Origin of the sequence: Sutcliffiella sp. FSL R7-0096 (assembly GCF_038595065.1) — a bacterium.
Classification (GTDB): Bacteria; Bacillota; Bacilli; order Bacillales; family Bacillaceae_I; genus Sutcliffiella_A.
Map to the genome: position 1 here is coordinate 832,508 of NZ_CP152003.1, position 24,706 is coordinate 857,213.

Annotated in this window: 25 protein-coding genes; 16 read left to right on the forward strand and 9 right to left on the reverse strand. The window is 43.0% G+C overall.

Annotation, left to right across the window (positions count from 1 at the left end):
• Window positions 1–45 precede the first annotated feature (45 nt).
• Window positions 46–441, forward strand: a complete 396-nt coding sequence (locus MKY77_RS04335) for a VOC family protein (RefSeq protein ID WP_339149064.1) — start codon at window positions 46–48, stop codon at window positions 439–441.
• Between the two features lie 196 nt (window positions 442–637).
• Here the strand turns inward: MKY77_RS04335 and MKY77_RS04340 are convergent, their stop codons facing one another.
• Window positions 638–1,204, reverse strand: a complete 567-nt coding sequence (locus tag MKY77_RS04340; RefSeq protein WP_339149065.1) for a TetR-like C-terminal domain-containing protein — start codon at window positions 1,202–1,204, stop codon at window positions 638–640.
• 904 nt (window positions 1,205–2,108) lie between these two features.
• On the opposite strand from MKY77_RS04340, the gene MKY77_RS04345 reads away from it, so the two are divergent.
• Together MKY77_RS04345 and MKY77_RS04350 are read left to right on the forward strand one after the other, a co-directional pair.
• Window positions 2,109–4,052 carry an MMPL family transporter gene (locus MKY77_RS04345; RefSeq protein WP_339149066.1) on the forward strand — a complete coding sequence of 648 codons (1,944 nt, stop codon included), beginning with the start codon at window positions 2,109–2,111 and terminating at the stop codon, window positions 4,050–4,052.
• Complete coding sequence (locus MKY77_RS04350) at window positions 4,052–5,857, forward strand: YhgE/Pip domain-containing protein (RefSeq protein WP_339149067.1); 1,806 nt, start codon at window positions 4,052–4,054, stop codon at window positions 5,855–5,857. The genes MKY77_RS04345 and MKY77_RS04350 overlap by 1 nt, the downstream gene beginning before the upstream one ends.
• 58 nt (window positions 5,858–5,915) lie before the next feature.
• On the opposite strand, the gene MKY77_RS04355 is transcribed toward MKY77_RS04350, so the two are convergent.
• From MKY77_RS04355 to MKY77_RS04375, 5 genes are all read right to left on the reverse strand, one after another.
• Window positions 5,916–6,440 carry an FtsW/RodA/SpoVE family cell cycle protein gene (locus MKY77_RS04355; protein WP_339149068.1) on the reverse strand — a complete coding sequence of 175 codons (525 nt, stop codon included), beginning with the start codon at window positions 6,438–6,440 and terminating at the stop codon, window positions 5,916–5,918.
• 20 nt (window positions 6,441–6,460) lie between these two features.
• Window positions 6,461–7,213, reverse strand: coding sequence for an FtsW/RodA/SpoVE family cell cycle protein (locus MKY77_RS04360; protein ID WP_339149069.1), 753 nt, complete (start codon window positions 7,211–7,213; stop codon window positions 6,461–6,463).
• Entirely contained in the window at window positions 7,210–7,647 is a 438-nt protein-coding gene (locus MKY77_RS04365) for a PadR family transcriptional regulator (RefSeq protein WP_339149070.1), read from the reverse strand. The genes MKY77_RS04360 and MKY77_RS04365 overlap by 4 nt, the downstream gene beginning before the upstream one ends.
• 3 nt (window positions 7,648–7,650) lie before the next feature.
• Entirely contained in the window at window positions 7,651–8,199 is a 549-nt protein-coding gene (locus MKY77_RS04370) for a sigma-70 family RNA polymerase sigma factor (RefSeq protein WP_339149071.1), read from the reverse strand.
• 216 nt (window positions 8,200–8,415) lie between these two features.
• Window positions 8,416–8,562, reverse strand: a complete 147-nt coding sequence (locus MKY77_RS04375; protein WP_339149072.1) for a hypothetical protein — start codon at window positions 8,560–8,562, stop codon at window positions 8,416–8,418.
• Between the two features lie 191 nt (window positions 8,563–8,753).
• Between MKY77_RS04375 and MKY77_RS04380 the strand changes: the two genes are divergently transcribed.
• The 3 genes from MKY77_RS04380 (at window position 8,754) to MKY77_RS04390 (ending at window position 12,036) form a co-directional block, all read left to right on the forward strand.
• Window positions 8,754–10,880, forward strand: a complete 2,127-nt coding sequence (locus tag MKY77_RS04380) for a catalase (protein ID WP_339149073.1) — start codon at window positions 8,754–8,756, stop codon at window positions 10,878–10,880.
• Window positions 10,881–11,027: 147 nt separating this feature from the next.
• Window positions 11,028–11,387, forward strand: coding sequence for a PadR family transcriptional regulator (locus tag MKY77_RS04385; protein WP_339149074.1), 360 nt, complete (start codon window positions 11,028–11,030; stop codon window positions 11,385–11,387).
• Window positions 11,371–12,036: a permease prefix domain 1-containing protein gene (locus tag MKY77_RS04390; RefSeq protein ID WP_339149951.1), complete on the forward strand. Its 666-nt coding sequence runs from the start codon at window positions 11,371–11,373 to the stop codon at window positions 12,034–12,036. The genes MKY77_RS04385 and MKY77_RS04390 overlap by 17 nt, the downstream gene beginning before the upstream one ends.
• 150 nt (window positions 12,037–12,186) lie before the next feature.
• Here the strand turns inward: MKY77_RS04390 and MKY77_RS04395 are convergent, their stop codons facing one another.
• Window positions 12,187–12,756 (reverse strand): biotin transporter BioY, encoded by a 570-nt coding sequence (locus tag MKY77_RS04395; protein ID WP_339149075.1) that lies wholly within the window; start codon window positions 12,754–12,756, stop codon window positions 12,187–12,189.
• A gap of 151 nt (window positions 12,757–12,907) precedes the next feature.
• Between MKY77_RS04395 and MKY77_RS04400 the strand changes: the two genes are divergently transcribed.
• The 6 genes from MKY77_RS04400 to MKY77_RS04425 all read left to right on the forward strand — a co-directional run bounded on the left by MKY77_RS04400 (window position 12,908) and on the right by MKY77_RS04425 (window position 17,138).
• The gene (locus tag MKY77_RS04400) at window positions 12,908–13,291 is read left to right on the forward strand and encodes a VOC family protein (RefSeq protein ID WP_339149952.1); all 384 of its coding nucleotides are present in this window, start codon (window positions 12,908–12,910) and stop codon (window positions 13,289–13,291) included.
• Between the two features lie 111 nt (window positions 13,292–13,402).
• The gene (locus MKY77_RS04405) at window positions 13,403–14,185 is read left to right on the forward strand and encodes an SDR family oxidoreductase (protein ID WP_339149076.1); all 783 of its coding nucleotides are present in this window, start codon (window positions 13,403–13,405) and stop codon (window positions 14,183–14,185) included.
• Window positions 14,186–14,400: 215 nt separating this feature from the next.
• On the forward strand, window positions 14,401–14,928 hold the full coding sequence (locus tag MKY77_RS04410) for an RNA polymerase sigma factor (RefSeq protein WP_339149077.1): 528 nt from the start codon (window positions 14,401–14,403) through the stop codon (window positions 14,926–14,928).
• A complete protein-coding gene (locus MKY77_RS04415; RefSeq protein ID WP_339149078.1) occupies window positions 14,903–15,634 on the forward strand; it encodes a hypothetical protein in 732 nt (243 codons plus the stop codon). Before MKY77_RS04410 ends, MKY77_RS04415 begins: the two co-directional genes overlap by 26 nt.
• A gap of 141 nt (window positions 15,635–15,775) precedes the next feature.
• Complete coding sequence (locus tag MKY77_RS04420) at window positions 15,776–16,309, forward strand: RNA polymerase sigma factor (RefSeq protein ID WP_339149079.1); 534 nt, start codon at window positions 15,776–15,778, stop codon at window positions 16,307–16,309.
• On the forward strand, window positions 16,299–17,138 hold the full coding sequence (locus MKY77_RS04425; protein WP_339149080.1) for a hypothetical protein: 840 nt from the start codon (window positions 16,299–16,301) through the stop codon (window positions 17,136–17,138). Before MKY77_RS04420 ends, MKY77_RS04425 begins: the two co-directional genes overlap by 11 nt.
• Window positions 17,139–17,564: 426 nt before the next feature.
• Here MKY77_RS04425 and MKY77_RS04430 read toward each other — a convergent pair whose 3' ends face one another.
• Window positions 17,565–18,470: a macrolide 2'-phosphotransferase gene (locus MKY77_RS04430; protein ID WP_339149953.1), complete on the reverse strand. Its 906-nt coding sequence runs from the start codon at window positions 18,468–18,470 to the stop codon at window positions 17,565–17,567.
• A gap of 435 nt (window positions 18,471–18,905) precedes the next feature.
• On the opposite strand from MKY77_RS04430, the gene MKY77_RS04435 reads away from it, so the two are divergent.
• The 3 genes from MKY77_RS04435 to MKY77_RS04445 all read left to right on the forward strand — a co-directional run bounded on the left by MKY77_RS04435 (window position 18,906) and on the right by MKY77_RS04445 (window position 22,216).
• Window positions 18,906–19,541 carry a lysoplasmalogenase gene (locus tag MKY77_RS04435; protein ID WP_339149081.1) on the forward strand — a complete coding sequence of 212 codons (636 nt, stop codon included), beginning with the start codon at window positions 18,906–18,908 and terminating at the stop codon, window positions 19,539–19,541.
• A gap of 125 nt (window positions 19,542–19,666) precedes the next feature.
• Window positions 19,667–20,407 (forward strand): hypothetical protein, encoded by a 741-nt coding sequence (locus MKY77_RS04440; RefSeq protein WP_339149082.1) that lies wholly within the window; start codon window positions 19,667–19,669, stop codon window positions 20,405–20,407.
• Window positions 20,408–20,653: 246 nt separating this feature from the next.
• A complete protein-coding gene (locus MKY77_RS04445) occupies window positions 20,654–22,216 on the forward strand; it encodes an ATP-binding protein (RefSeq protein WP_339149083.1) in 1,563 nt (520 codons plus the stop codon).
• A 33-nt stretch (window positions 22,217–22,249) separates the two neighbouring features.
• Here MKY77_RS04445 and MKY77_RS04450 read toward each other — a convergent pair whose 3' ends face one another.
• Window positions 22,250–22,762, reverse strand: coding sequence for an acyl-CoA thioesterase (locus tag MKY77_RS04450; protein WP_339149084.1), 513 nt, complete (start codon window positions 22,760–22,762; stop codon window positions 22,250–22,252).
• A gap of 356 nt (window positions 22,763–23,118) precedes the next feature.
• Here MKY77_RS04450 and MKY77_RS04455 point away from each other — a divergent pair, with 356 nt between their 5' ends.
• Window positions 23,119–24,567 (forward strand): YdiU family protein, encoded by a 1,449-nt coding sequence (locus MKY77_RS04455; protein ID WP_339149085.1) that lies wholly within the window; start codon window positions 23,119–23,121, stop codon window positions 24,565–24,567.
• Window positions 24,568–24,706 lie beyond the last annotated feature (139 nt).

Here is a 24,706-nt window from a genome sequence, read left to right on the forward strand (position 1 = left end):
GTATATATTAGAAATGGAAGCAGAAAATCCAATAGGAGGGGTACTATGGGAAGATTAATTCATTTCGAAATTCATGTGGATAACATGGAGCGTGCAAAGGGGTTTTATGGAGAGGTATTCGGTTGGTCATTTCAAGATTGGAGCGAGTATGCCGGAACGCCTTATTTTGGAGCCGTGACAGGGGACGAGAATGAGCTTGGAATTAACGGGGCGTTGATGCAACGAAAAGGTGCCGCGCCTGCAGGAAATCAGCCCTTAAATGGGTTTGCCTGCACAATGGGAGTGGAAGAGTACGATGTCACAGAAGAGTTGATCCTTGAGAACGGCGGTAAAGTGGCAGTGCCAAAGTACGCATTGCCTGGAATGGCATGGCAGGGGTACTATGTGGACACAGAAGGAAATGTGTTCGGCATCCACCAGCCAGATCAGAATGCAAAATAGATAGAGTGGGAAACAAGACCTTTTTTGGTCTTGTTTTTTTTGGGTGTTTGGGATTGGTGTGATTGCTTTCCGGATTTCAGGGTTTTATCGTCTGTTCACGTGAATTATTTTCCATCCCAAAAATTAAGTGCTTTTCGAGGTCCCCCAATCATTCCCAAAACCCAGCACGTCTGCCCCCCTCAGCCCTCATCCTCCATCACCGCAAATCCGACAACCCGCGATTCAAGAACCCGTTCAGTATCCCCGCCATTTCCTTGGGTGACTTGTTCATCCCGCTCTCCAGCCAGTTTTTGATCAAGTAAATACTTCCGCTGACGAAGAATATACTTAAGTATTCAAAGGTTTCGGGGTCAAGCTGCTTGTTTGGACTCCAATTGTTCAATATGTACTCCTTGGCGATCATCATGCCTTTTTTCTGGAATTGCACTTCGGTGTTTTCACTTAATAGAATCCGGCAGATATCGCTTTTGGAGGCGATGTAGGCGAATATCTTTTCGGTCATTTGGTATGCTTCGTCTTCTTTGGAGAAATTATATTGGTTAAGTGTTTTGACCATGTCCTCAGTAAATTCGTCGTCAATTGCATTCAGCAGGTCATATTGACTGGAATAGTGGGCGTAAAAAGTGGAGCGGTTTATATCCGCCTTTGTACATATCTCTTTTATAGTAATACTTGCAATGGATTTTTCTTTTAATAAATCCAACAAACTTTCCTTCAGTACCATGCGTGTGTACTGCTTTCTTCTGTCCATCTTTGCACTCATCTTCCACACAACCTTTCATGAAAAACAACACAATAGAATCATTTGTTGTCTATCTAACATTCAGAACACAACTGTCTGTTGAATACCCAACACCGTGTCTAATATAATAATAAGATGTAAAACTGTTTTCGTAAAGCTGTTGCTTTTTCGTTTGTGTAAACCAGTCATTAAATTACTGGAAGACCGTATGGAACCACGAGAGCCCGAAAAAAGGGAAAGTCAGTCGTCATAGAGGGCGAATGGAACCACCAGAGCCCGAAAAAAGGGAAAGTCAGTCGTCATAGAGGGCGTATGGAACCACCAGCACCCGAAAAAAGGGAAAGTCAGTCGTCATAGAGGCCGTATGGAACCACCAGAGCCCGAAAAAAGGGAAGGTCAGTCGTCATAGAGGTCGTATGGAACCACCAGAGCCCGAAAAAAGGGAAGGTCAGTCGTCATAGAGGGCGTATGGAACCACCAGAGCCTGAAAAAAGGGAAAGTCAGTCGTCATAGAGGCCGTATGGAACCACCAGCACACAAAAAAAGGGAAAGTCAGTCGTCATAGAGGTCGTATGGAACCACGAGAGCCCGAAAAAAGGGAAAGTCAGTCGTCATAGAGGCCGTATGGAACCACCAGCACACAAAAAAAGGGAAAGTCAGTCGTCATAGAGGCCATATGGAACCACCAGAAACACAAAAAAAGAGAAAGTCAGTCGTCATTGAGAGAAGCTATAAAAGTCCTAATGCCGACAGAGCTACAATACTTTGAAAAGAGCCTCGCAAAGGGGAAAGACACAAGAGAGGATGAAAAACGATAAATATTGCATCACGTATTATTAAACATAAAAAGGCTGTCCTGATCATATTTGCTTTGGTGACCATCATCTCGACCGTGGCGCAGTTTTTTGTCTCGGTCAATTATAATATGGTAGATTATCTGCCCGAGGATGCCCAGTCGACCAAGGCGATGGAGATCATGGAAAAAGAATTTACAGGCTCTGTTCCGGATACGAGGGTCATGGTGACGGATGTATCCCTTCAGGAAGCAGTTTCGTATAAAGAAAGATTAGAAGCCATAGAGGGCGTGGCTGAAGTGATCTGGCTCGACGATGTGGTAGATTTGAAGACGCCACTCGAAATGGCGGACATAGAAATGGTGGAATCATACTACAAAAATGAGAATGCCCTTTTTTCCATCAGCGTCCGCAGTGGGGATGAGGTGGCGATCACGGATACTATCTATGAATTGATTGGAGACAATGGCGCGATTGCTGGGGAAGCGATCAATACGGCAACCTCACAAAAAATGGCGGGGAACGAATCGATGTATGCGGCCATGCTGCTTGTGCCGATCATCATTTTCATTCTGATCATCTCCACGACCTCATGGGTGGAGCCGGTTTTCTTCCTGACCGCCATTGGGGTGTCAGTGCTTATCAACTTAGGAACCAACATCTTTATAGGAGAGGTTTCCTTTGTGACGCAGTCGGTTGCTCCGATTTTGCAGCTTGCTGTGTCACTTGATTATGCGGTGTTTCTGCTACACAGCTTCGCAGAATATCGTAAAAAGACAAACAATCCGGAAGAGGCCATGGAGCTTGCGATGAAAAAGTCGTTCCCGGCCATCACTGCAAGTGCGGCGACGACATTCTTCGGATTTATTGCCCTTACGTTTATGGAATTCGAGATTGGTTCTGATCTTGGATTGAACCTGGTGAAGGGGATTGTTTTGAGCTTTATTAGTGTCATGGTGTTTTTGCCGGCATTGACATTGTTCTTTTATAAATGGATGGATAAAACCCAGCACAAGAGCTTTATCCCAAGCTTTGAGGGAATCGGGAACTTCGTGGTGAAGTTAAGGGTTCCTAGTTTACTAATCGTACTCGCATTATTGGTTCCGGCGTTCCTTGCGCAGACCAATACATCTTTTACATATGGATTTGGTGAACTGCCAGACCATACGAGAGCGGGTTCGGATTATAAGCGTATCAATGAATCCTTTGGGGAAATCACCCCGATCGTGCTCTTGGTGCCAAAGGGTGAGGTGGCCAAAGAGGAGGAGCTTGTTGCGGAAATCGAGGCCATGGATTATGTCACAAGTGTGGTGTCTTATGTGAACATGGTGGACCCGGTGATTCCGCCGGAGTACCTGGATGAAGAGGTCCGGAGTGAATTCTATTCGGTGAATTACAGTCGGATCGTTATCAACACCAACCAGGCGACAGAAGGAGACATTCCTTTTGCCATTGTGGAAAATGTGGATAAAGCCGCATCTGACTATTACGGGGATTCTGCGCTCAGCCTTGGGGAGAGCGTGACCTTGTATGATATAAAAAATACAGTCACCAAGGATAATATTCTCGTCAATGTGCTGACGGTCGTAACGATTGCCATTGTGCTACTGATTGGTTTCCGGTCGATTTCCATACCGGTCGTGCTGCTGTTGACTATTCAGTCCGCGGTATGGATTAACCTGTCGATTCCGTATTTTACGGAGACTTCCCTCGTGTTTGTGGGGTACCTCATCATCAGTACGGTGCAGTTAGCAGCAACTGTAGATTATGGGATATTATTTACAGAGGCCTATACGCACCATCGTAAGGAGATGTCTGCGAGGAAGGCAATTATAAAAACGCTGGATGAGAAGACCTTCTCGATTTCAATCTCGGCAGCCATTCTATCGAGTGTCGGGTTTATTTTATGGATTACGTCTTCTAACCCGATTGTCGGATCGATCGGACTGTTGCTTGGAAGAGGGGCGCTGCTGGCGTTTATCATGGTACTATTCTTCCTGCCGGCGATGCTGCTTGTGTGTGATAAATTCATCAAAAAAACAACATATAAGTCCAATTTTAAAGAGGAGAAGTGATGATGAGAAAGAAAAAACTACTTTATGCTGTACTTGCCGGAATGATTTTCTTGCCTTCATTTCTTGGGAATGCGAGTGGGGTTTGGGCTGAGGATGAGAGGAATGTCCGGTCCAAGGAAGAGGTCGTGTATGCCACGTTGAAGGCGAACGGGGACCTCGGACCGATCTATGTGGTGAATACCCTTGAGGTTGCAAAGGCTGGGGAAATCCTGGATTTTGGAAACTATAAAACAGTAAAGAACCTTACAGATAGAACAGAGCTACAGCAAGAAGACGAACGGGTTGTAGCGGATGTGGAACAGGAAGGAAAGTTCTACTATCAAGGGGACTTGGAAGAAGGAACGGAACTACCGTGGGATGTGACGGTTACTTATCTGCTGGATGGAAGTAAAGTGGAACCTACTGAACTTGCAGGAGAGAGCGGTCATGTTGAGATTCAAGTGGAAACGAGAGCCAACGAGAATATGGACTCCGTCTTTTATGAAAATTATTTGCTGCAAGTATCCCTGACGCTGCCAAATACGTACAAGAATATTGAAGCATCCTCTGGTGGCATGCAGGCGAATGCCGGGAAAAATAAACAAATTACGTTTACCGTGATGCCTGGAAAAGAAGAGCAGCTTAGTGTGGAGGCGGATGTGGATAACTTTGAATTCAATGGAGTGGAGATTGCCGCAGTCCCATCCAGCCTTCCGATTGATACAACCGGAACGGAAGGGATGACCGATGATATGGCAGAACTGTCAGATGGCATCGGGCAATTGAATGATGGGGTTTCTGAACTTCAGGACGGTGTTTCGCAGTTGAATGACGGTGCTGGGAAGCTTCGAGATGGCTCAGGAAAATATAAAAATGGCATCAGCCAACTGAATGGGTCCTCTTCACAGCTTGTTGGGGCATCGAATTCTATAAAAGAAGCGCTTGGGACCATTAACCGTGAGCTTTCCGGTGGTGCGGCTGACGTTGATTTGAGCAGTTTGATGGAATTGCCGGCTGGGTTGCGTGAGCTTGCGAAAGGCTTGAATGAAACGGCAAACGGCCTCGCTACTTTACAGGAAAACTATGGAGCGGCATATGCTGCACTTGATGGTGCGATCACAGAAATCCCTGCTGGAGACCTTTCTGAAGCAGAGATTACCTCGTTATATGAAAGCGGAGCAGATCCTGCCGTTGTGGATAGGTTAGCAGCCAATTATGCGGCTGCACAAAAAGTAAAGGGGACTTATGCACAGGTTCGGGAAGCATTTGCTGCAGTGGAGCCATCTCTCACGCAGGTCGATGGAGCTGTAAGAGGAATGAGTGGCACGTTGACGACGATTGCCGATGAGCTCTCTGCTTCCTTAAAGGAAACCGACTTGAGTGGGTTTGCGGAACTAACGAAAGGGATGGAAACATTGGCAGCCAATTATAATCAGTTCCATTCAGGACTTGTGAGCTATACAAACGGGGTCGGAGAACTATCCACATCCTATTCACAGCTTCATAGTGGCTTGATTGGCTTGACGGATGGTACGAGTGAATTGTCTTCTGGTGTCGATGAGTTATCTGAAGGTACAAAGGAATTGCATTCCGAAACAAAAAACCTGCCTGAAAAAATGCAAGCCGAAATCGACAAAATGATTCAGGAGTACGATAAATCGGACTTCAAGCCGGTGTCGTTTGTATCAGAAGAAAATGAGAAAGTCACTTCGGTTCAGTTTGTGATTAAGACCGAAGCAATTAAAATGGAAGAAAAGAAAACGAAGGAAGCGGAACCTGAGAAGAAGAAGGGGTTCTGGACTTTGTTGAAAGAGTTGTTTCAATAAATTAAAATGAGGGAGGTTTCTACTGATGCACAGAAGAAACCTCCCTTTCCTTATAGGGCTAAATTTCACTTGGCTCGACGATATCTTTCCGTCTGTAAACACTTAAGATAATCCCTAAAACGGCGGAATAAAAAATCAGTGTGGTTCCGCCATAACTGATAAAAGGTAAAGGCACATTTATAATTGGTGCAAACCCTAAGCCCATTAGTATATTCCATATGGCTGGGATAGCGATTAAGGTAACTCCGCCCACTACTAGTATCCTTCCATAAGAGTCCTTTGTCTTGAATGCATTTTGTGAAATTTTCCATATAAACACTATCAATAGCATACAAAGAAATATTCCGAATGCCCAGCCGAGTGAGTGAACAAGATAGGGGAAAGCAAAATCTGTATGGGCGTCCGGAAGGGATTGAATGGCACTGTTCCCATTTAGCCCATTTCCGAACCAGCCTGCGTCAGCAAGGAGTCCCTTGATTAAGATATACATATAACCCGGTCCATTTAAATATTTTTCAGGAGAAAGAAAAGAGAATAATCTTTCACTTAAAAGGCTGCCCCGAGAGCTGATTAAAATCGGCAAAATAAAAAGTAGACACGTGGTCAGTTTTCTGTGATCATGATGAATTTGCTCTTTTTCGGTATATGGGAAAAAGTGAACATTATTAACACACAGAAAAAATAAAAAATACTGTAAGGAAAGGAAGGAAGCATCATGTAAAGAATGACTGGTACCCAAAATAGACCAAACATCATTCCTTGTCTCCACCCGTTAAACAATCCAGGTTTAGTAAAAATACCAGACCACGCAAGGAAAATCAAAAGCATAGAAATAGTAGCTGCATCTATCGTAAATCCGCCAAAAGAAACCCATCTCTTGACTCCGCCTACTGAAACGCCGAATACAAGAAGGTATAAAAGCAAAAGCACGCCACTACTATAAAAAATGAACCACCAATTTTTCAGTTTTCTATAATCAAATAATAGGAACGAAATCAGGACGACTGTTCCCAGGCTATACCAGATTGCCTGCTTCTCCAAAAATAAAGAGCCTGGTGCATTCCCGATTAAGGGGAGAAAGCTAATCGCTCCTATAATGGTAAACAGAATGATGAGCATCCAATCCATTCTAGGTTTATGAAGCTTATTTAATTTCTCCCCGATTGAGTAAGGATTCCCCATTTCTTGAACGGCTTTTTCCTCAGCTTTTTCTTTGGAATCCTCACGATTCTGGAATGACTGGCTTAGTTCTAGGAGGTGATGATAGAGTTCTTTTTTTATCATGCTGTGAGCATCTTTGGATTTTACTTTTGACATTACTTTTGTTAAAAATTCATCAAATATTGGCGAACTCATAAGGCTGCCTCCTCTAGCAAATCTTTTAATAGAAACGGGTGTTTAGCATATTCTTTTCTAGAGGCGGCTGCCAAGTACTTCCTACCTTTTGTGGTTAGTGCATAATACTTCTTATCCGCTCTCCACATAGAAACCAAAACTTCTTTATTCTCTAACAAATGTAAAAGTGTATAAAGTTGTCCTTCATTGTGCAAAAAACTGTGTTCTTCTTTTTGGAAAAGTTGTGTGGAAATCTCAAAGCCGTGTTTGGCCACCAGTTGTAGAGATTTCAAAATTTCAAGGACGGTATCTTCATTAAATGAGTGAAGCGTAGAGGATGAACGCTTTGCCTGTATCGCTTCGTTCACTCTAGCTTTCCTTTCTTCCGTAAAAGAGAGATCCTTGAAAACATTCTTCTTCATAGATTTTCTGAAATTTAGAAATGGATCATTCATCCTTTATACCTCCACCATCATGTGTTCTTTTAATATTTCCCTTGCACGTTTCAATCTGGTTTTTAATGTATTGACATTGACTGAAGTAATAGCACTTATTTCAGTCAAAGGGAGATCCTCATAGTAATGAAGTATTACCACCTCACGGAATTGTATCGGTAATTCCATTACTGCTTTGGTCAGGCTGGCTTCTTCACTTTTAGCTATTACTTCAAGCTCTACATCTTTAGCTTTGGAGGGTATATAGTTCAATATTTTCTCATTGAGTAATAGCTTTCGATAATGCCAGCTCTTTAGATAGTCTTTGCAATGATTGCTTGCAATGCGGTAGAGCCAAGTTTTTATAGAAGACTGATGATGGAATTGCTCTATCTTTTCATAGCATTTAATAAAAATCTCTTGTGTCAAATCCTCCGCTATCGTCCGGTTCTTAACATATGTAAAAACAAGGTGGAGAACCGCGTCCCCGGTCTCATTCATTAATTCATTGATAAGCTGTTCTTTATCTGAAACAAATTCTTTAGAAACAGCCTTATGTTCTAGTTCGTTCATGTAGATATCCCCCCTCTCACCATTTTAGACGAAGCACCTACTGTTTGGGTTTGGGTAAAAAAGAAAATATTGTATTTATCATTTTTCAGTGACGCTCTTTTCCAAAGATTGTTGCTATATACTAGTAAAAAGTCGGTAGAAATACGCAAAAACAACAAAGTTTACGAAACAGCCTTCAGTAAAAAAGCCAATCCCACCAAGGATCGGCTTTCTGCGTTATAGCACTCTATCAATAATCTTCTCGAACTCATCACTCACAGATTTTCTATCATTCAGAATCTGCTCATTCTTAAACGTGACGCTGCCTCTTGTTTTATCCAAGGTCAACTTATCCATCATGGAGGATAATGGATTTCTCCGCAACTTATCTCCTATACTAATTAGTACGATACACTCTAAAAGGTAAAAATGAAATGAATACAGTTAATTGAACATTTAAAAGTGATTTTATCAATTTCCAATTTTTTCAGTATAACTTCAGCTTGTAATGCCAAACTATTTATAGGGTAATTTTTCCTGTATTCCTTAATAAATTGAATGGGGTGTTAAGTAAGTTGAGGAAAAAAGAGCAATCAAGAAATTTAGAAAATAAAAAGGATGAACAGCTGGAAGACTATCGGGTTGATCACAAGGATACAAAGTTGACGACAGATCAGGGAGTGAAGGTTTCGAGTACGGTGGACTCGTTGAAGGCCGGTGACAGGGGACCGACACTGATGGAGGATTTCCATTTTAGGGAGAAGATGACGCATTTTGACCATGAGCGTATTCCTGAGCGCGTGGTTCATGCGAGAGGATTTGGTGCCCATGGTTATTTCCAGGTGTACGAGCCTATGACAGAACTGACCAAGGCAGGATTTTTACAGGATCCTTCCGTTAAAACTCCTGTATTCGTGAGGTTTTCAACGGTTGTAGGTTCCCGTGGTTCAGCTGATACGGTTCGGGATGTCCGGGGATTTGCCACAAAGTTTTATACAGAAGAAGGGAACTATGATTTGGTGGCTAACAATATGCCCGTTTTCTTCATTCAGGACGCGATAAAGTTTCCAGATGTGGTACATGCGATCAAGCCGGAGCCTGATAATGAAATACCTCAAGCCTCCGCTGCCCATGATACGTTTTGGGATTGGGTGGTCAATAACACAGAATGTGCCCACATGATTATGTGGCTGCTCTCAGACAGAGGGATTCCACGGAGCTTCCGGATGATGGAGGGCTTTGGGGTACATAGCTTCCGCTTTGTTAACGAACAAGGAAAGGCACGTTTTATAAAATTCCACTGGAAGCCATTGCTTGGTGTTCATTCCCTTACATGGGACGAAGCGCAAAAGCTTGCGGGCAAGGATCCGGACTATCTTCGCCGCGACCTTTGGGATGCAATTAACAAAGGGGAATATCCTGAGTATGAATTCGGCGTGCAAATCTTGGAAGAGGAAGACGAGTTTAAATTCGACTTCGATATTCTCGATCCCACGAAGATATGGCCTGAAGAGCTAGTCCCTGTGAAAATTATCGGAAAGATGACGTTGAACCGGAATCAGGATAATTTTTTTGCGGAAACGGAACAAGTGGCCTTTCACACAGGGAATGTCGTGCCAGGAATTGATTTTACGAATGATCCGTTGTTGCAGGGCCGTCTGTTTTCTTATACAGATACTCAGCTACTCCGGCTGGGTGGTCCGAACTTCCACGAGATTCCGATCAACCGTCCGATAGCGCCGATCCATAATAATCAGAGAGATGGATTCCACCGGATGACCATTGATCGTGGAAAAGTGAGCTACACAAAGAATTCGCTTCAAGGCAACACGCCGGATGTCGATAAGGAGAAGGGGTTTGTTCACTATGCCGAGAAAGTGGAGGGGCATAAAATCCGAAATCGTAGCGAAAGCTTCAATGATCATTATTCGCAAGCGACCCTTTTCTGGAATAGCATGTCTGACTATGAGAAGCAGCATATTATTAAAGCGTTCCACTTTGAGGTCGGAAGTGTAAAAGATAAAACGATCAAGCAGCGTGTGGTGGAGATGTTCAACAATGTGGATGGTCAACTGGCAACTGAAATTGCCAAAGGGGTAGGGGTTGCACCTCCAACCGCTGTTGGTGGTACCGGTGTGACTGCTGCATCCCCTGCTGTGAGCCAGGCAAATACGATTATGGGGGCAAGAACAAGGAAAGTGGCCATTCTGGCCTTTGATGGGTTTGCCCTGAATGAACTACAGCAGGTTCAAGCCGCATTGCAAACTGCCGGAATACATGTGGATATAATCAGCAAGAACCTTGGAATGATCCAAAGCGCAAACAATCAGGAAGTCGAAGTCAACAAGAACTACGCCACTAGCGGAGCGATCATGTATGATGCCGTCTATATCGCCGGTGGTCAGCAATCGGTTGATAACCTGATGATGCATAAAGAGGCAAAAAACTTCATTAATGATGCATTTGTTCATGCCAAACCTATCGGAGCGACAAATGAAGCAGTTGACCTCCTAGCAGTAACCGACATAAAGAACATTACTCTTGCGGATAAGGAAAGCAAAGGAGCGGTGTCTGCAGACATGGGAATCGTGACTGCACGTAATATGAATGACCTGGCAGGGTTTACTGAGGCTTTCGTATCCGCGATTGCCCAACACCGCCATTGGATGCGGGAAAGTCTGGACGGGAAAATGTCAGGATAAAGATAAAGTTGAACGAAGAAAAACACAAGGACGGATCTCTTGCTTAAGAGAGGCCGTTCTTTTTATTTTGTGATATTACTATTTTTAATAAATTACTTTGACACACACAGTAATGTGTTGTAAATTAATAACAGGAGGTGATGTAATGTGGTCAATAAAATATCAACAGATCTGATACGAGGACACACGGATACCATTATTCTGAATGTCTTGCGCCAAGGGGACAGCTACGGCTATCAGATCTACAAGACCATCATCGAACTGAGTAAAAACCAGTATGAACTGAAAGAGGCAACCCTTTATACGGCTTTTCGGCGCCTTGAGAAGGAAGGATCTATTGCTTCTTATTGGGGAGATGAAACGCAAGGCGGGCGGAGGAAGTACTACAAGCTTACCGAAGACGGCAGAGCACGCTATGATCGATACAAGGAAGAATGGAAATTTGCAAAAGAGATATTACATTACTTAATAGAGGGAGGAATCGAAATTGATGAGAAACCAGAGTGACTTGGATAAGAAAATTCATGCATATGTGAATGGCCTGTTTTCCGGCGTAGGGGAAAGTCAGCAGTTATATGATCTAAAGGAGGAGCTGGCAACCAATCTGAAAGAAAAAATTGCGGACTATAAAAAAGAAGGAATGGATGAGTCGACTGCATTCAAAGAAGCAGTAAGTTCGATGGGGGACCTTAGCGGACTTGTGGATGATATGCGTGAAGTGGGTCAGAACAAAGCGAAGCAAGCGGTCTATTCGTCGATGACAGAAAGAATAGCTGTCGCCGGATTGATTACGGGAATTTTGCTAATTATATTCGGGGTATTAACATCTGCCATGTTGTTTTTCATGGGTCTGCAATTGGAAACTGTCACAGGTACTGCGATATTCGCCGTTTTTGGGATTGCGATCATTACGTATAGTATGCTTACAAGAGAAACGAGTAAGAAGTATGGGATGAATAAGGTACGGGCTATTTTTTATGCTGTTGCAATAGGGTTGATCGCTTTTAGCCTGTATGTGGCATTCACTTCAGGATTTGCGACTGGCGAGGTGTATATCGCTATCAGTTCCTTCATGATTTTCTTTATCATCGGACTCGGACTATGGTTAGGGCTTTTATTTACGGGAACGGACCGCAGGAAGATGGTGTCGAGGTAGTGATTTCACGAGTAATCTGGACAAAAGAAAACCACCTTATGCTTCGGTAAAAGAAAAAGGTGGCTTTCCTACTAAGATTGAATCGGAGAGAGAGGTGTTGGCGCACTTCTCTCTTTTTTAATATACCCCAGAGTGTTAGATGCACCTAGCTTAGGCAGCCACATCCCCTTTAACCTGTAAAAGGTTCGCCTGCTTCAGACGCCTTCTTACGGTTATACCTATCCAGCTTGCCAAGAATGCTTTAATCAGACCCACCACAATAAAAGGATAGACCCCGAATTTTAATGCATCTGCCCATGTCATAGCCATCACCATTTTTAACTGGATGGTTCCTGCAACTAAGGTAATGATCATTCCAACGGTGTTTGCGATCATGGCCCATTTTAAGGTGAAAGATGTTTTCTCCAAAATGTACCCAGTAAAGAAAGCTGCTAGGATAAAGCCGAATATGTAACCACCAGTTGGACCGACGAGCACACCAGCTCCGCCCTTCATTTCAGCAAACACCGGCAAGCCGACAGCTCCAAGAAGAACGTAACAGACCATCGACATTGCTCCGTATCTGCTTCCGAGGATGGTTGCCGCAAGCCCCACCGCAAGGGTTTGCCCGCTGATCGGTACAAGCGGTAATGGGATTTCCATTTGTGCCAGCACTGCCGTGATGGCGGCGAACATTGCACATAATATAAGCCATCTTAGTCTTTCGTTTTTTGCGTTCATTTGATGTTCCTCCTGATTTGTTAACTTAGTTTATAATTAAGTTTACATAAACTTTTGGATAATGAAAAGGCTTTTTAATCCATTCTATTAAAGGATTTTATTGAAATACATAGAATTTGTTACCACATAAACCTTAAAGGAGGAAGAAATGATGATCACTAAACTCGGCCAAATCATGCTTTATGTTAATGACCAGGATGAAGCAGTTAAGTTCTGGACGGAAAAAGTAGGGTTCCATGTTATTTCAGAAGAAGACAATGGGGAAGGGATGAGATGGATTGAAATAGCAGCCTCTAAGGAATCGGAAACAAGCATCATCATTCATAATAAGGAGTTTGTTGCTAAAATGTCACCAGGCCTTAACCTGGGTACACCTTCTTTGATGTTTTTCGCGGAGGATCTTGAAGGGCTATATGGAGATTTGACGGGAAAAAATGTAACGGTTGGCGAGATGGTGAATATGCCTTCCGGAAAGGTGTTTAATTTTGCCGATGGGGAAGGGAATTATTTTGCGGTGATGGAGAAAGGAAAATAACAGTCGGCTTGATATGCCTGGCTCTAAACGGTCCTCAATGATAGCTCCTTGTTTTGTCACTACTCCTGCAGGGAAGATAAAACGATAACCTATTTTACAGGAGGAGTTCAAATGGCTAAAACAATATTCATTACAGGAGCGGGAACCGGGCTTGGAAGAGGGGCTGCGTTAGGACTTGCGGAGAAAGGCCATAGAGTCATCGCAACGACGGAACTGACATCCCAAAAAACCGATTTGATGCGGGAAGTTGAGACCCGAGGGCTGGATATGGAAGTGTTCAAGCTCGACATTACCAACCCTCTGGATTTGGAGCAGATGGAGAAATACGATTTTGACGTGTTTGTGGCGAATGCTGCAATCAATGAGGGAGGGCCGCTTGGGGAAGTGCCGATGGAAAGATTCCGCGCCCTTTTTGAAATCAATGTTTTCGCGACCCTTGAAACTGCCCAGATTGCTGCAAGGAAGCTGGTGAAAAGGGGAAGTGGAAAGATAGTCTTCATGAGTTCCATGGCGGGCATTTCCGCGACTCCATATGTGGGTCCTTACACGGCAACCAAGCATGCATTGGAAGGCATCGCGCAGACAATGAAATCGGAGCTGGAAGAGTTCGGGGTAAAAGTGGCGACAATCAATCCAGGGCCATACGCCACTGGCTTCAATAAACGAGCTGCTGAGGAAAAGTGGAAATGGTTTGATGAAGAAAAGCATTTTACAAGAAAAGCAGATATGAAAGAGCAGGAAGAGCAGTTGAAAGAGTTCCATCCTGAAGATATGATCGAAAAGATGGTGGAAATCATTCCGGCTGATGACCATAAGTTCCGTACCGTTTATCCTGAGGAAACGGAGAAGCAGTTGAAAGAGACGGAGCGAGAGCGATGGGATATGAGAATATAAATAGAGAATGTAGAAACCGGTGACCTTCATTCCAGGAGGTCGCCGGTTTTTTTACATCTATTGAATAAATATAGAGTATTTAAAGTTATTATAGGGATGGTTCTTCTGCTTCTAATTGGGTTGTGGGAGTGCCATCCTATTATTTTTCCTTTTTTTAAAACTTTTTCGAAGTTCGAGCGTCTATACAGTGTCAAAAAAATGAGGGGGAAAACCTGGTGTCATTTTATAAAGAAAATGAGATAGAGGAATGGTATAGCCAATACCATCAGACTATCTTCAAATATATTATTCTCATGGTCAAAGACAGTCAGCAGGCAGAGGATTTGACGCAAGAGACTTTTTTAAGGGCATATAAGCACCATCATACATTTAAAAGGGATTCTTCACCGAAGACATGGCTATTCAAAATCGCACATAACACTACTGTCGATTATATCCGTAAAATGAAGCCGATTAGGTTATTCCATCAAGTATTTAACAAGGAACTGACAACATCAACAGAGGATATCGTCATCCTTAAAGAGAATTCCCGAGAACTTTACGAGGCTCTAAGTAATATGAAAGCTACATATAAGCAGGTAATCATTCTTAGGAAGATCAAAGGATTTTCCATTGTGGAAACAGCTCATATCTTGGAATGGTCCGAAAGTAAAGTGAAGTCTACTTTGTTTCGGGCGATGCAGACCTTGGAGGAAAAAATGAAGGGGGAGGTAAAAGATGATGAAAAGCAGGTTGGAAGGTGACTCCCGGTTGGAGCAATCATTGAAGAGATTGGAGCATGATTTGGAGTGGAATCAGGAGCGTGCCGGTTTGGTAAGAGATCAAATTGGGTGCAATATCCGAAGCATCAAAAAAAGGCGAGTTGCCTCAAAGTTTCTAATTGCCATTGCAACATTGTTACTGATGATAAGTATTCCTGTTATCGTGATAGAAAAACAGGAAGTGTCTGTGAAAGAGGAAAATCTTTATCAAGCAGTTCCAAATACGGAGAAGAATGCTGAAACTAAAGGTATCGAATTTGACCCAATATTTCAAGTGTTTCCGATGAATGCAGAAGATTATATTGATGCCATCATTGGTGAGCCATTAATTACGGAGGATAGTATCTATGGCGCTTACTTTTACCAGCTTGGTAATCGTTCTCCTGAATTACTTCATATTAACACTTATGAAAATGAGTATTCCATAGAACAAAGGATGGAAATGTTATTACCACACCCGAAATTTCCATCAGCATCCTATGAATCTACAGAGATTCTAGTAGGGGATCACCGGGCAGTATTGACTGTTTCAAATCAAGAATATGGGGGAGTGAAACTAGACGTCGTAAGCGACAATTATGTATACAGTTTTTTCCCACCCTTTCAATTTAAGGATATGACAGACAAAGAGGCAGAGCAGCTGAAAAGGGATATAGTCGAACTTGCAAAGCTTTTACAGTTTAAATAAAGGAAGATAAAGTTCCATTTGCTTTCTAGTGTAAACTAGAGTTGCAGGTGGACTTTTTTTGTAAAAGTGTAACCAAAGCACGTTCCTCACGTCCTTAAAGTAAGCAAATTTGCGATAGCTATAGAGAGATAGGTGAAATACATGGAGGGAGAATGGTCAATTCGAAAGCTGAATGATTGGTATGAGCGGTATAGCGATGAGGTTTTTCGTTATGTTCTGATGATGACCGGTGATCCAGAGATGGCGAAGGACTTGACGCATGATACGTATATCAAGGCTTATCAAGCAATAGATCGATTTAAAGGGGAGACAAGTGAAAGGAATTGGCTGTACCGGATTGCGCGGAATGCGACAATTGATGAGTTTCGGAGGAGGAAGCCTTTTCGTTTTGTGGCAGATTCTTTTGTAGCTACTGCCATGCTTTCGACATCTGAATATTTACCCGAACAAGTGGCGCAACAAGGCGAGTATGAGGCATACCTGTATCGTGCCCTGCAGCAATTGAAAAGATCATATCGGGAGGTCATTATTTTACGAAGAATAAAGGATTTGACGGTGCGGGAGACAGCAGAAATCCTGGGTTGGAGTGAAGGTAAGGTGAAGACCACTTTGCATAGAGCGTTGGAAGCCTTGAAGAAACAAATGCTGAAGGAGGGCTATAACCATGACGCATGAGAAAGAGGAGAATCGCCTGGATCGGACATTGAAAGGGTACCAGGCAATTAAGTTGGATGATGAAGGGAAAAAGGAACTTCATGAAAGAGTGATGGGGTCGGTTAGGCAACCAGAGAAAAGACAACAAAGGAGATGGGATATGAGGCCGGTCGTTTCATTTATGTTAGCTGGGGTGTTATTGGTGATAGGTGGGTACTTTCTTGCGACAGAGGTGATTTTTTCAGATACGGAAAAGAGCTTGACGGTGGAGGACGAGACTGAAACTGGTTTGGATGCTGGCAATGGAGGGGTGACTCCGTATACCAATTTAGAGAAAATTGCATCTGCCAAGCTAGGGACAGAGGTTCATATACCGTTTCATGCTGATGTTCCTTTAAAGGTGGCTACCATTATAAAAGACGGGTACATTATTGATGATGAAGCTCATATCGGCGAGCCAGTTTACGGAGTTTTCATTTATAGTACATTGGATGCTGGAGAAGAGGAAAAGGAGCAGTCAGATGAACTGGAGAAACGATATGGGGGCGTCTTTGGAGATATCATTTACGGTGAGCCATTGGTTGTTGATAAACACATGGTTAGTCTAAGCATCTTAAATGGAGATACCAATCATATAGATAATATCAATAGAATGTTGATTGGAGAAGAAAAGAGAATCGCCGGCAAAACTGTCTACTATAGTCATAGAAAAGACTCTATACCAGATTCATTAAGGATAAGTTTCCGGGTCAATGACGATGTATATACATTCTATTTTAATACAAAAAGAGTGTCTGAAGACTATGCGTATTCTTTTGTGGAGAAGTCGTTGAAGCAGATTCAGGAATGAGGGAAGGACGGCTCCATTATGATTTCTAACTTTTGTAGGTATGAAGACAATCTGGAAGGTGATTTTTAGTTAAGATTGTCATTATACTGCTTATGAAGACAATCTGAAAGGGGCTTTCTAGTTGAGATTGTCATCATACCGCTTATGAAGACAATCTGGAAGGTGATTTTTAGTTGAGATTGTCATCATACCGCTTATGAAGACAATTTGGAAGGTGCTTTCTAGTTGAGAATGTCAACATACTGCTTATGAAGACAATTTGAAGGTGCTTTCTAGTTGAGATGGTCATTATACTGCTTATGAAGACAATCTCGTAGCTTATTTCTTGTTGAAAAGGACTTCATATCGTTTATGAAGTCCTTTCCACTGTTATTTTCATGCCAAAATGGTCTTCATCTTACCAAGTTAGATCTCTACTACTAAATCCTATTCCCCGTTTCCTCCCAGCACCTGCTTCGCCATATCCATATATTCTTCCAAACCAGATTTAATCGCAAACTCAGCTATGGCGATCGGATAGGCTGCAGTCAGTTCCACCACGTGCTGCGCCATCCCTGGCCATACATAGCCTCCAGCCTTTTCATAGTGATGGATCAACTCTTTCAACACATCTTCTCCAAATGTGCGGTAGTGAGCTACAAAGTCGATGGCGATGTCTCCTACGGCAGCTTCGGTCCAGTCGATAAAGCCAGTGACCCTATTCTCTTCATCAATCAATATATGACCGGCATGAAGGTCGCCGTGAACAAGTGCGGTTTGTTTTGGCCAGAGGGAGTCATTCCCCAACCAGTCCTGCCACCTTTGCCAAAGCTCCGGATTAACATGGAACTCCTCTTTCACTTTTTTCATTCTTTTTGCCATATTTTCACGGGTCTCCTCATGCGTTTCTACAGGGAGCCCGGCAGCCCGGGCTTTCTCACGGTCAATACGGTGTAAGGATACCAAGGCTTCTGCAAGTGTTTCATTAAACAAAGTTGGAACGTTCTTTTCGTCGAGTACCCAGATATATGCCTGAGCCTCGGGATCGACAGTAGCGGCGGGTACTCCGGTAAGTCGATTATACGCAATCAGTGAATCGTTATAGATCAACCAGTTTGGCGCTTCCACAGTTAGCTGTTCCCTTACTAAATCAAGGGTGCGCTTTTCTTTTTTGGTGGAAGCCATTACATCTTCTCTTCTAGGGAAGCGTAATACCCATTCCTCCCCTTTGGCATCTTCAGCAAATACTACAAGGAAATCTAGTCCGGATTCGTTAAATGTCAGTGAGTCGGCAAGGATATCCAAGCCATTATCCTTTGCTATTTCTATTACTTTTTCTTTTGTTAATGTCATCATTCATTCTCCTCTTAATTTTTATTTGGGCGTCCTGTGAGAAGAGTTGATGGGTAGGCAAAATAAGCCCTTAAAGGCTGCATTTAAAAAAGGCATAACAAAAAGAGGGTAGACTGTCCCCCTCTTTTTTCTACAATCATATTAGCATCGTAAAATAAAGGTTTCCTAAAAGTAGGCAGACCAATCCCATTTACCCTGCACACAGGCAGAGCCTTTGAACGTATTTAATTAACGGTTCAAAGCGTGGAATCGAAGTCGCATACTTGCAGTCATAGGAAAACCCTCCATTTCTTTAAAAGTTACTATAAGTGTAGCACGGGAGATTGAAGGGAGGCAAGGGAGTTTTGTTAGAAATCACTCCATTTACACCTTTCACGGTTATTAATAGTGGATTAAAATGTATAGTATATAAAAGTTCTGAAGGAGGTTTTGGAATTGTTGCTATCCCTCTCATTTCTCACCATGCTACTCGGTATTTTTTATCTTATTGTGGTGGAAAAACATATTAAATCATGGACGTATCTTTTAAAGCCAGGGACCATGGTTATCATTATTTTGATAGGGATAATGGGAGTGGGGAATTCTCCCTCTACCTATAGTTGGTGGATCTTGGCGGGGTTGTTATGTTCTATTCTAGGTGATATTTTCCTGATGCTACCAAAGGATCGTTTTGTATATGGATTAGTTTCCTTTTTGGCTGGGCATATATGCTATGTCGTTGCTTTTGTAACCTTTCCAGGAAGTGGGGAGGTAAATAGATGGATTACTGGAGCGTTACTTGTTGTCGCTATTCTCTACCTTTTAAAGCTGTCAAAAGGGGTTCTGGATTCGGGAGGCATCTCTATTTTTCTTCCCGTCACGGCGTATGTAGCGATCATCACCACCATGGTATGGACCGCATTCTATAGTCAACAGCCACTTATAATAGCAGGGGCAATTTTGTTTTTCTTTTCCGATGCCATTCTTGCGTGGGATAGATTTATCGAAAAATTACCTTATAGAAATTATCTGGTGATGATCCCTTATTATTTGGCACAATACCTTTTTGCGATGTCCTTACACTGGATGTGACTAGTTATTAGATTTGAGAGGACAAGTGCCAAGTTTATGGAAAAGAATCATTTTAAAAGAAGGAATATGTAAATAAATGTCGAATCCTTTCTTTGTATCAAACTATAATGGAAGGGATTGATGTAATGAAGAAGTTTGAAACAATTGATAATGTAGTGGGGTTTGCTCAGTCGGCAACACATTCGGGAGAGTTTAAAAATGACTTGCCAATCTCCGAGGAGCTAAAGGCAGAGTTACTCACAGAGGTTTATAACGACTTTGCAAGAGAAGTAGTTGGTACCCATTTCAAAGATTTTCAGGAACTGATGGAGGGGTATATCGATGAACACCAGATCCCCGAGGAGAAAAGGCACTCCCTCGAACACAACCTCTTCTGGTGGAAGGTGCTATACCAGTCAAGCAATGGTATCGAAATTCCATTTGTGCAAGAATACATCGCAAAAAATTACTCAGTCCTCAAACACAAACCACTCATCATCTCCTGGCTCAAAAAATGGGAGGAAGCCACCACCAAATTCTACTATGTCGGCTATAAGTATAACGACCGCACCTTGGTACTCATTGATATGCTTACCGAAGAGACACTTGATGTGGTCATATACGACCGGAACGCCATCCCACCCCAAAAAGGCGAAATAGTGGTGGGAACCTTACTCCCCATCGGAGACGCCCTCTATTTCCCTATCCTTGACTTCTATCATTTTGACTACCAAGCAAGAGAACACATCGCAACCCTCCTTCCCCACTATTACGACCGTCATAAAAAAAACTCAACCGAACAAGAAGCCTTCATACACGTCCTATCTACCCTTCTGCAGGTTGAGAGGATGATACGGGAAGAGGAATCCATTGCTATAAAAAACTAAATAACATGATTTCAACCCCTAGGCATATGTATTGCTTAGGGGTTTTTTGATGCTAGTTTCATTAAACAATAGCCCCAACCTACATAATGAGATTTTTAGCGTTTTTTGAGATCGTTCGGCCGATTTCATTAATTTCCATATAATGGACTATTTAATCAAGTGGAAAAATCAAGCGAAAAGGACTTTAATATGGTAAATTTATTGTTAGAATAGTAGAAAAACTTTAAAGGCGTTGAGAGTCATAATATGTTGAATGAACTTTTACATAAAAATCCTTTTGAGCATGATGATACAGTGGAGAAGATTCTTTCGCGTTTGGTGGCGGAGTTGCAGGTGATGCTCTCAGAAGATGCCATCGTGACGACGATGATTTTTGATGAGGTTAAGCAAAGCTTAAGTCCAGGCCCTGGGTATGAGTCATTTCCCGATATATACGTAGAAAAAGTGAAGAACCTTCCCTTGGGTGTTGGCGGATGTGGGATAGCGGCGAAGGAAAAACGTGTAGTCGTCTGTGAAGATATGCATACAGACAAGGTTTGGATCCCATTTCTCGATCTTGCAAACAATGCTGGAGTACGAGCTGTCTGGTCGATTCCCATCTATTATCGGGAGAAAATCTATGGAACCTTCGCAATCTATCATCCTTATCCATATACTCCGACTGAAATGGATATCCGTCTTTCCATTTTAATGAGCAAGCATGCGGTGACCGCCTTTACCTTTTTACGAAAACAGGAACTTGAGAGCATGTATCAGCTCATATCTGAACATGCCAAGGACATCATCGCCATTTCTTCTCCGGAGGGTGTGGTGCAATACATAAATCCTGCTGTGACTGATATTCTTGGATATAGCCAATGTGACATAATTGGAAATGATTTTACTCAGTTCATCAGTCCGGAAGATATCGACACTATCAGAAGATACAACGGGGAAAACAATTATCCCCAACCCTCACTAAGTAAAGAATTTCGCGTGGTAGCAAAGGATGGGCGGCAGATCTGGCTTGAAACGGTGGCCAAGCCTGTACTTGATGAATATGGCCAATTAAACAAAATCATTAGCACCTCCAGGGATATTTCCGAGCGGAGGGAATCCGAAGAGGCACTTGTAAATTCAGAAAAACTCACTGCGGTGGGACAGTTGGCCGCAGGAGTCGCCCATGAAATACGGAATCCGCTCACTTCGTTAAAAGGGTTTCTGCAGCTAATCAAAATACAAGGCGGGGCAAGCCCTGAATATTATGCGATTATGGCAAGTGAGCTTGAGCGGATTGAGCTGATTTCTAATGAAATGTTAGTGTTGGCAAAGCCGCAAGCTAAATTGATGAACAATGTGGACATGGTTGAGGTGTTAAAAAACGTGGTGTTCCTCTTGGACTCCCAAGCGTTGATACTGAATATAGAAGTGAAGCTCGAAGTATATGAATCGTTGATGCTTGCTTGTGTGGAAAGCGAGATGAAACAAGTTTTCATCAACCTATTAAAAAATGCTTTTGAAGCCATGCCACGTGGTGGAGTGGTTACCATTCGGCTGAAGGAGACAGCTAAAGCGGTAATTATAGAATTCGAGGATCAAGGCGTCGGCATTTCTCCTGAGAAAATTCAGGAGCTCGGGAAGCCATTTTTCACGACAAAAGAAAAAGGAACAGGCTTAGGCCTGCTTGTTACAAATAAAATCATAAAAAATCATCGCGGCAAACTCGAATATGAGAGTGAAATAGGCAAAGGAACGACTGCAAGAATCACGCTAGAAAAAAGAAATCCGGAAGCCGGAGACCTGAAAAATGCAGCGGTTGTCGCCGAATAGAGAGAGAGTGCCGATGAAGCGGCACTCTCTCTTTTATTTTTCGGGGTTAAATCCACTTGTCAGCTTGGAAGCCAACGCTTTACTTTCCCTTCTTCTATTGCGTCGAGCCTTTGCCCGATCCTCTCCAGTTTTATTAAGGTAAAATTCTTCTTCTGTTTCTGGAGTGATGGAAGGGACCTGAGCAGGCTTGCCCTGATCATCGAGTGCAACAAACGTTAAAAAAGCTGTTGCGGCAATGTTTTTCGTTCCTTTTGTTAGATCTTCAGCTGTTACTTTCACAAAGACCTCCATGGATGAATTTCCAGTCCATGTTACAAATGATTCAAAGATAACGGCATCGGTTGGCCGGATGGGTGAGAGAAAATCAACCGAGTCCATAGAGGCTGTCACACATTCGCAACGGCACAAACGGGCTGCAGAAATAGATGCAAGCATGTCCACATCTGACAGCAGTTTCCCTCCAAACAGGGTGTTGTGGTTATTGATATCATTCGGAAATACCCGGCTGGTTCGGATGACACGGGTATCTTTGCAGGTTTTGTTCATGGATATTCTCCTTGTATGTAAATGTGATTGGTGATTATTTTAACATTATTTTCCTCAGATGCGAAATTTGAACTCTCTTTTTTGAAGGCTGTTTTCGTATACTTTGTTGCTTTTTCGTATATTCAAATCATCCGTTATATTGCTTACTGTCGTGCTCTTTTCCTTGTTGTGCTAAGAATACTACTTGCAAAATCAAGAGTATGTAAGAAGCAAAAAGTCCAATAGCCGACTTTTTGCTTGTGAATAGCAACAAACTTTGAGAAAAGAGCCTTTTTGAAAGTCTGATTTTATTAATATAGGTGGCATAAAGGGTATAATAAATATATGGACTAGACACATGATAGGAAGGGGATTAGATGAACACTACAAACGAAATAGGTTGGAAATTCGATAATAGCTATGAATCACTGCCCGAATTATTTTTTTCGGAAATTAAGACAAATCCTGTGGAAGCGGCGGAACTGATCGTGCTAAACGAATCAGTGGCTAATGAACTTGGATTAAGTGTGGAAGCTTTGAAAGAAGGCTCTGGGGTAGAGGTGTTTGCTGGCAATAAAGTCCCTGATGGTGGTTCAGGTATTGCCCAAGCTTATGCAGGACATCAGTTTGGCAATTTCACCATGCTTGGGGATGGGCGTGCTTTATTGGTAGGCGAGCAAATCACCCCGAGCGGAGAACGGTATGATATTCAATTAAAAGGTTCCGGGCGGACTCCGTATTCCCGAGGTGGAGATGGGCGTGCTACTTTAGGTCCGATGCTGCGAGAATATATCATCAGTGAGGCGATGCATGGGTTGGGGATACCGACAACACGAAGCTTGGCTGTGGTCACAACCGGGGAACAGGTGTTGCGTGAACGTTTGTTGCCTGGAGCAATCATGACCCGCGTCGCATCTAGTCATCTCCGTTTTGGGACATTTCAGTTTGCTGGACAGTGGGGAGATATGGAAAAGTTAGAAGCCTTGGCTGATTATGCAATGAAACGCCACTACCCTGAATTGGAAGCTGGCGATTATCTTGGCTTTTTTAGAAAGGTGATGGAACGCCAAGCGGAGCTGATTGCTAAATGGGAGCTGGTCGGCTTTATCCATGGTGTGATGAACACAGATAACATGACGATCAGCGGGGAAACCATTGACTATGGCCCATGTGCATTTATGGATGTGTACGATCCGGCGACCGTGTTTAGCTCCATTGATGTGCAAGGTCGTTATTCGTATGAAAATCAGCCGAAAATTGGGGGCTGGAACTTGGCAAGGTTTGCGGAAGCTTTGTTGCCGTTGTTTGAACAGGACCAAAATCGTGCTGTCGAGTTGGCGCAAGAGGAGCTTAATAAGTTTTCTGATTTGTATAGAGGACATTGGCTGGCAGGAATGCGTGCGAAGCTTGGATTGTTTGGTGAGGAAGGTTCAGATGAGGCTTTGGTGCAGGGTTTACTTGATGTGATGGAGGAGAGCAAGTCGGACTTTACGAATACGTTCCGTGAATTGACGCTAGGTGAGCTTGGTAAGAAGGCAGAGTTTCACAAGTGGCATTCGTTGTGGCAAGAGCGATTGGGAAGGCAGTCTGCGAGTGAGGAAGCTGTTCGGGAGCTGATGCAAAAGAGCAACCCTGCTATGATCGCACGTAACCACCGGGTGGAAGCAGCATTGGAAGCAGCTGTGGAGCATGGGAATTATGGAGTGATGGAGAATTTGGTGAGGGTTCTGCAGAATCCGTTTGCTTATTCTGGTGAACAGGAAGATTATTGTGTAGCGCCTGGTGCAAGTGTTACAGCTGGGTATCGAACGTATTGTGGGACATGATATGGAGTGGCATGAATGATGGGGGATTTGGCACGAACTCGGTTGATTTCGGCATGAACTCAACTGTTTTTGGCACGAACTTTATATAAAGTTGAGCCATTATAAAGAGGACGACAAAACGCCCAAACACAAATTGATA